This is a genomic window from Isoptericola sp. NPDC056573 (assembly GCF_042793335.1).
Taxonomy (GTDB): domain Bacteria; phylum Actinomycetota; class Actinomycetes; order Actinomycetales; family Cellulomonadaceae; genus Isoptericola.
Genome location: NZ_JBHTUY010000004.1, coordinates 431839 through 438649 on the forward strand (window position 1 = coordinate 431839; position 6811 = coordinate 438649).

General features: G+C 75.7%; 8 protein-coding genes. 5 read left to right on the forward strand and 3 right to left on the reverse strand.

Annotation, left to right across the window (positions count from 1 at the left end):
* The first annotated feature begins 65 nt into the window (after window positions 1-65).
* Window positions 66-971, forward strand: coding sequence for a fructosamine kinase family protein (locus tag ACFQ8E_RS09495; protein ID WP_430550315.1), 906 nt, complete (start codon window positions 66-68; stop codon window positions 969-971).
* Between the two features lie 21 nt (window positions 972-992).
* Here ACFQ8E_RS09495 and ACFQ8E_RS09500 read toward each other — a convergent pair whose 3' ends face one another.
* Window positions 993-1847 carry a PhzF family phenazine biosynthesis protein gene (locus ACFQ8E_RS09500; protein ID WP_430550316.1) on the reverse strand — a complete coding sequence of 285 codons (855 nt, stop codon included), beginning with the start codon at window positions 1845-1847 and terminating at the stop codon, window positions 993-995.
* 55 nt (window positions 1848-1902) lie between these two features.
* Between ACFQ8E_RS09500 and ACFQ8E_RS09505 the strand changes: the two genes are divergently transcribed.
* Window positions 1903-2847: a 3-methyladenine DNA glycosylase gene (locus ACFQ8E_RS09505; protein WP_430550317.1), complete on the forward strand. Its 945-nt coding sequence runs from the start codon at window positions 1903-1905 to the stop codon at window positions 2845-2847.
* Between the two features lie 19 nt (window positions 2848-2866).
* Here the strand turns inward: ACFQ8E_RS09505 and ACFQ8E_RS09510 are convergent, their stop codons facing one another.
* A complete protein-coding gene (locus tag ACFQ8E_RS09510; protein ID WP_430550318.1) occupies window positions 2867-3319 on the reverse strand; it encodes a peptidoglycan-binding protein in 453 nt (150 codons plus the stop codon).
* 130 nt (window positions 3320-3449) lie between these two features.
* Window positions 3450-3983 carry a CGNR zinc finger domain-containing protein gene (locus tag ACFQ8E_RS09515; protein WP_430550319.1) on the reverse strand — a complete coding sequence of 178 codons (534 nt, stop codon included), beginning with the start codon at window positions 3981-3983 and terminating at the stop codon, window positions 3450-3452.
* Between the two features lie 39 nt (window positions 3984-4022).
* On the opposite strand from ACFQ8E_RS09515, the gene ACFQ8E_RS09520 reads away from it, so the two are divergent.
* From ACFQ8E_RS09520 to ACFQ8E_RS09530, 3 genes are all read left to right on the forward strand, one after another.
* Window positions 4023-5012 carry a DMT family transporter gene (locus tag ACFQ8E_RS09520; RefSeq protein WP_430550320.1) on the forward strand — a complete coding sequence of 330 codons (990 nt, stop codon included), beginning with the start codon at window positions 4023-4025 and terminating at the stop codon, window positions 5010-5012.
* Window positions 5013-5045: 33 nt separating this feature from the next.
* Window positions 5046-5807, forward strand: a complete 762-nt coding sequence (locus ACFQ8E_RS09525; protein WP_430550321.1) for a phosphotransferase — start codon at window positions 5046-5048, stop codon at window positions 5805-5807.
* Between the two features lie 143 nt (window positions 5808-5950).
* Window positions 5951-6688, forward strand: coding sequence for a lytic polysaccharide monooxygenase (locus tag ACFQ8E_RS09530; protein ID WP_430550322.1), 738 nt, complete (start codon window positions 5951-5953; stop codon window positions 6686-6688).
* Window positions 6689-6811: the final 123 nt, after the last annotated feature.

Genomic DNA, 6811 nt, shown 5'->3' on the forward strand with positions numbered 1-6811 from the left:
GGATCGCCTCGCCGTCTCCTGCGCCCGATCTGCCAGGATGCCGGGCACGACGAGAGGAGCCGACCGTGACCGACGCGATGGCGCTGCTGAGGCGCCGCCTCGACGACTCCGGCATCGTCGACGTCGTCTCCGTCGAGCCGGCGACCGGAGGCCTCGCCGCGACCGCGGGCCTGGCCCGGCGTGCCGACGGCACCGCGGTGTTCGTCAAGGGGTTCGTCGAGGGGTTCGTCAAGGGGTTCGACGACGCGCCGTCCGACGACGCCTTCCCGGCCGAGGCCGAGGGCCTGGCGGCGCTGCGGGAGCTCGGCGGCGTCGCCACGCCCGACGTCGTGCTCGCCGCCCGCGACCTGCTCGTCCTCGAGGTGCTGCACCCACGCCCGCGCGACGAGGCGTTCTGGGAGCGGCTCGCGCACGCGCTCGCCCGCCTGCACGCCACCACCCACGACCGGTTCGGCTGGCACCGGGACAACTGGCTCGGCCGACGCCGCCAGGACAACGCCTGGGAGGACGACGGGTTCACCTTCTTCGCCCGGAGCCGCCTGCTGCGCTGGCTGGGCGAGCCGCGGGTCGACGCCGCCCTCGGGCCCGCCGACCGGGTGGCCCTGGAGCACCTCTGCGCCCGCCTCCCCGAGCTGCTGCCGCACCGCCCCGCGTGCCTGACGCACGGCGACCTGTGGGCGCAGAACGTCCTCGCGACCGCCGACGGTCGGCCCGCGCTGATCGACCCCGCGGTGTCGTACACGTGGCCCGAGGTCGACCTCGCCCACCTCTGGACGACGGCACCGCCGCCCGAGTCCCGGGGGTTCTTCGACCGGTACGCGGAGCTCACCGGGCTCGATCGCGGGTGGCGCGACCGCATGCCGATCCTGCAGCTGCGCCAGCACCTCGCCGTCATCGCGCAGTTCGACGACGACTGGGGCGCCGCCGAGCAGGTGCGGGCCGCGCTCGTCCCGTTCCGGCGCCGGGGCTGACGCCCGGTCAGGGCGCCGTCGTCAGAGGGTGACGGTGCCGACGATCGTCGTGACCGCGTCCCCGCCCACCCACACGGCACCGTGGTCGTCGCGGCGCACGTGCACGCGGCCGCGGCGCCCGAGCGCGGTGCCCTGCGAGGCGACGTACGACGCCGGCAGCAGGCCGCCCGCGAGCCACTGCCCGAGCCCGGCGTTGAGGCTGCCGGTCACGGGGTCCTCGGCCACGCCGATGTCGGGCACGAACGCGCGCACCTCGACCGCGGCGTCCGACTCGCCCGGCCCGTAGGCGCCGACGACGCCGATCTTCAGCCCGCCGAACGCGGCGAAGTCCGGCTGGACGGCGAGCACCGCCGCGGCGTCCGCCAGCCGGGCGGCGACCCAGCCCGGGCCGTTGTCCACCCACGCCGCGTCCTCGATCTGGGCCACGCTCACCCGCAGGCCGCGCGCGATCTGCGCGAGGTCCTCCGGCCCGACCGCGCCGGAGCGTCGCAGCGGCGGCGCGGCGAACGCGAGCCGGTCGCCGCCCCCGTCGGACTCGCGCCGGACCGTGACGAGCCCGACGCCGCACTCCTGGACGACGTGGTCCGCGGAGCGGGGCACCCCGCCCGCCTCGAGCCACGCGTGCGCGGTGCCGAGCGTGGGGTGGCCGGCGAAGGGCAGCTCGCCCCCGGGCGTCCAGATGCGGAGCCGGTAGTCGGCGTCGGGCGTGGTGGGACGCAGCAGGAACGTGGTCTCGGACAGGTTGGTCCACCGCGCGAAGGCGGCCATCTGCGCGTCGTCGAGGCCGTCGGCGTCGTGCACCACGGCCACCGGGTTGCCGGTGAGAGGGCCGGTGGCGAAGACGTCGACCTGACGGAAGTCGTGGGTGTGCGGCACGAGTCACACGCTAGCCCGGTGAGGGGGGTGCTCGCCGCGCTCGTACCCTGGTGGGATGCGCACGACGACCCTCGACGCCCCGGCGGCGACCTCCGCCGACGCCGTCGTGCCGCGCGAGGCGTGGGAGCCGCTGGCCGCCGCGCACGCCGCCCGGGCCGACGCGCTGACCGCGGTGTGGCGCGCCGCCCGCGACGAGGGCTCCACGCACGCGATCGAGGACTTCCTGTTCACGTACTACCCCACGCGCGTGAGCCACCTGCGCCGCTGGCACCCGGGACCGGACGTGGTCCTCGCGGACGCCGCCGAGCACGCCGGGTGGCGCTGGTACCGCGAGACGGAGCTGCGGGGCGACGACGGCGGTACCCACGGCACGGGCGCGACGCTCGACGTCGACGCCTTCGTGGCCGACCGTGGCGACACCGTCCGCTACGTCCGCGCGCTCGTGTCCGCCACCGCCGGGCGACCCGGGACGTTCGGCTGCTTCGGCCTGCACGAGTGGGCGATGGTGTACCGCGACCGCGCGGCGGGGCGCGACCACCGCCACCCGTTGCCGCTGCGGCTGGGCCACGACGGCACGGACGCCGTCGTCGAGTCGCACCGCATCGGCTGCTCGCACTTCGACGCCTACCGGTTCTTCACGCCCGAGGCCGCCGGCCGCAACCAGCTGCGCCCCACCCGCGAGCGCCAGCCGTCGATGGAGCAGCCCGGCTGCCTGCACGCCGGGATGGACCTGTACAAGTGGGCGCTCAAGCTCGGGCCCGCCGCCCCCGGCGACCTGCTGCTGGACGCGTTCGAGCTCGCCCGCGACATCCGGTACACCGACATGGCCGCGGCCCCGTACGACGTCTCGTCCTACGGCGTCGAGGCCGTGCCGATCGAGACGCCGGAGGGCAAGGCGGAGTACGTGCGCCGCCAGCGCGGGTTCGCCGCGCGCGGGCAGGAGCTGCGCGCGCGCCTGGTCGCGGTGTGCGACCTGCTCCTGGCGGGCGCCGCCGGCTGACGACGGCGGCGCGAGGCGGTCAGTCGGAGACCATCCCGCTGACCAGGGCACGCCACGTCACGGGCCCGACGACGCCGTCGACGAGGACGCCGAACGCCGACAGCGCCCGCTGGAACTCGCGCACCGCGCTCTCGGTCCTCGGCCCGAAGACCCCGTCGACCACGAGGTCGAGGTCGACGCGGACGTCGAGCTCGGACTGCGCCCCGCGGACGGCGTGACCGCGGCTGCCGAGGCGCACGGTGACGACGATCGCGTTCCAGGTCCTGGGCCCGACGACGCCGTCGACCTCGAGGCCGAAGTCGCGCTGGGAGGCCCGCACGGCGGCCTCGGTGAGCGGACCGAACGCCTCGTCCACCTCGAGGTCGTGCCCGTGCTCGTTGAGCAGGTGCTGCAGCGTGCCGACGGGGTGGAACCGGTCACCGGGGCGGACGACCGGCCAGGGGTCGAGGGCCTTGCTCGTCGTGACGGACATGGCCGCCTCCTTCGTGGGGCCGGGCCGGGCGGGTCGTCGCCCCGGGAAAGCCTGGCGCCCTCGCGGGGAGGGAGCGCGGCGCGCAACGGCAGATACGTCGACCAGAGACGTCGCCCGCGTGCCCGTGGCCTCAGGCGGAGCGGCGGGCCCGCAGCGCGGCCTGGGCGTTGCGGTTGGTGCACGCGGTGGAGCAGTACCGCCGCGAGCGGTTGCGCGACAGGTCCAGCACCAGCCCCTGGCAGTCGGCGTCGGCGCACACCGCGAGGCGGGAGAGCTCGTCGTCGCGGATGAGGTCGATCATCGCCATGGCGGTCTCGACGACGATCCGGGTGGCGAGCGGGGCGTCGTCGGCGGTCGCGTGGACGTGCCAGTCCTCCCCCGAGTGCCGCACGAGGCGCGGGTGGACGGGCACGCCGGCGAGCAGGTCGTTGACCAGACCCGCCGCGTCGTCGCGGTCGGCGAGGAGCAGCGCCCGGAGCCGGGGCCGCAGCGCGCGCACCTGGTCGAGCTCCTCGGCGGTGCCGTCGTGACGGCCGGTGTACTCGTGCTCCCGGAAGAAGGCGTCGAGGTCGGCGGTGGTCTCGAGGGTCTCGGGCGGCTCGCCCGAGTTCACGAGGGCGACGGCCGCCCGGAGCTCCGCCACGGTGTCATGAGCGAACGGCATGTTGACACGTTACTCCACGCGGTCGTAGCGTCATGAGCCATGGCAGAGATGACACATGACGCCCGCGCGACGGCGCGCACCGGCCTCGGCGCGGGCCTCGCCCTCGCGGTCGTCTCCGCCGTGACGTTCAGCCTCTCCGGCCCGCTCGCCGCCGGCCTCTTCGCCACCGGGTGGAGCCCGGGCGCCGTCGTGCTGGTGCGGGTCGCGGTCGGGGCGCTCGTCGTCCTGCCGTTCGGCGTCGTCGCCCTGCGCGGCGACTGGTCCCCCGTGCGCCGCAACCTGCGGTTGCTGCTCGCCTACGGCGCGCTCGGCGTCGCGGCCACGCAGTTCTGCTACTTCGCCGCCGTGCAGCACATGCAGGTGGGTCCGGCGCTGCTCATCGAGTACTCCTCGCCCGCCGCCGTCGTCGCCTGGCTGTGGATGCGGCACGGCCAGCGCCCGGGCCGGACGACGATCGCCGGCATCGCGCTCGCCGCCGCGGGCCTCGTCCTCGTGCTCGACCTCGCCGGGGCCCGCCTCGACCCGGTGGGCGTCGCCTGGGCGCTCGGCGCGATGGTGGGCGTCTCCGCGTACTTCCTGCTCAACGCCCGCACCGACACCGGGCTGCCGCCCCTGAGCCTCGCGGCGGGCGGCCTCGTGGTGGGCGCCGTGCTGCTCGGGCTGCTCGGTGCCGTCGGCGTCTTGCCGGTGACGCTGTCCGCCGACCCCGTGACCCTCGCCGACGCCGTCGTGCCCGCCTGGGCGGTGCTCGCGGCCCTCGGGGTGGTGACCGCCGGGATCGCCTACGTCACCGGCGTCGCGGCCGGACGACGCCTCGGCGCGCGGCCGGCGTCCTTCGTCGGGCTCCTCGAGGTGGTCAGCGCCGTGTTCTTCGCGTGGGTGTTCCTGGGCGAGCTGCCGCGACCCGTCCAGCTGGTCGGCGGGCTGCTGGTGCTGGCGGGGGTCGTCGTCGTGCAGCAGGGCGAGGCCGCGACCCGTCGCACGCCGCCCACGGTCGAACCGACGACCGAGCCGGCCGGAAAGCCGTAGGCCGCGGCGGGCGCCGGCTGCGAGGATCACCCCATGTCCCGCGTCCTCGCCGCCGCCCCCTCCGACCCCGTCGCCGTTCCCGAGCGGGTGCGCGTGCTCGCCGGCGACGACGACGTGACGCCCGTGTGGCGCAACGAGCTCGGCGGCCTCACGTTCCGCCTCTCGGCCGGCCCCGGCGGCGAGCGGCCCGGCGCCGAGCGCTACGTCAAGTGGGTCCCCGCCGGCACGCCGGAGCTCGACCTCGACGCCGAGGCCGAGCGCCTCGCGTGGGCGGGCCGGTACACGCCGGTGCCGCACGTGCTCGACCGCGGCACCGACGGCGCCGGCGCCTGGCTGCTCACCGAGGGCATCCCGGGCCGGTCCGCCGTCGACCCGCGCTGGCTCGCGCACCCGGGGACGGCGGCGCGCGCGATCGGCGCCGGGCTGCGGGCGATGCACGACGCGCTCCCGGTCGACGACTGCCCGTTCTCGTGGGGCGTCGCGGACCGGGTCTCCCGCCTCTCCCCCGCCGCCCGCGCGCGCGTGGGCGACGTCCCCGCGGTCGACCGGCTCGTCGTCTGCCACGGCGACCCGTGCGCCCCCAACACCCTGCTGGACGACGACGGTCGCTGGACCGCGCACGTCGACCTCGACGCGCTCGGCGTCGCGGACCGCTGGGCCGACCTCGCGGTGGCGAGCTACAGCCTGGAGTGGAACTACGGCGACGGCCACGAGCCCGCCTTCTTCGAGGGCTACGGCATCGCGCCCGACGCCGGGCGCATCGCCTTCTACCGGCGCCTGTGGGACCTCGGCTGACACGTGTCCGGTCGTACGGGTAACCCCGTACGACCGTCCGGTCGGATCACGGCCAGATGACGCGGTTCCCCTGATGTGCGGACCGGACCGACGCCGTAGCGTCGAATTTGTCCAGTTTCCTCACGAACACAGGAGAAGCAACGATGCGTCTTCGTTCCACCCTCCTCGCCGCGGCCGTCGGAGTCGCCGCGCTCCTGGCGCCCCTCGCGGCGGCGCCCGCGGCGTCCGCCCACGGCTGGGTGACCAACCCGCCGAGCCGCCAGGACCTGTGCGCCGGCGGTTCCCTGTCCTTCGACTGCGGCAGCATCAAGTACGAGCCCCAGAGCGTCGAGGCGCCCAAGGGCTCCATGCAGTGCTCCGGCGGCAGCGGCTTCGCCGTCCTCGACGACGAGTCGAAGCCCTGGCCCCGCACCACGATCGGCAACAGCGTCACGATGAAGTGGCAGATCACGGCCCGCCACGCCACCTCGACGTGGGAGTACTTCGTCGACGGCACCCTGCACCGCACCTTCGACGACAAGGGCGCCAAGCCGGAGGCCGTCGTCAGCCACACGCTGGAGAACCTGCCGGCCGGCGACCACACCATCCTCGCCCGCTGGAACGTCGCCGACACCGTCAACGCGTTCTACGCGTGCGTCGACGTGACCGTCGGCGAGGGCGGGACGGTCGAGCCGACCGACCCGCCGGTGGACCCGACCGACCCGCCGGTCGAGCCGGGCGACTGCGAGGACGCGGCCTGGAACCCCTCGTCCGCCTACACGGGCGGCACGAAGGTCTCCTACGAGGGTCGCGCGTACCAGGCCAAGTGGTGGACCCAGGGCGACACCCCGTCGTCCGCGGCCGGCCAGTGGGCGGTCTGGACCGACCTCGGCGCCTGCTGACGGCCACCACGTCCTGACGGTGGCGGGGGGGGGCCCCCCGCCCCCCCCCCCCCCCCCCCCCCCCCCCCCCCCGCCCCCCCACCCCCCCCCCCCGGACCAAACAGGGCGGACGGGAGATGTAGA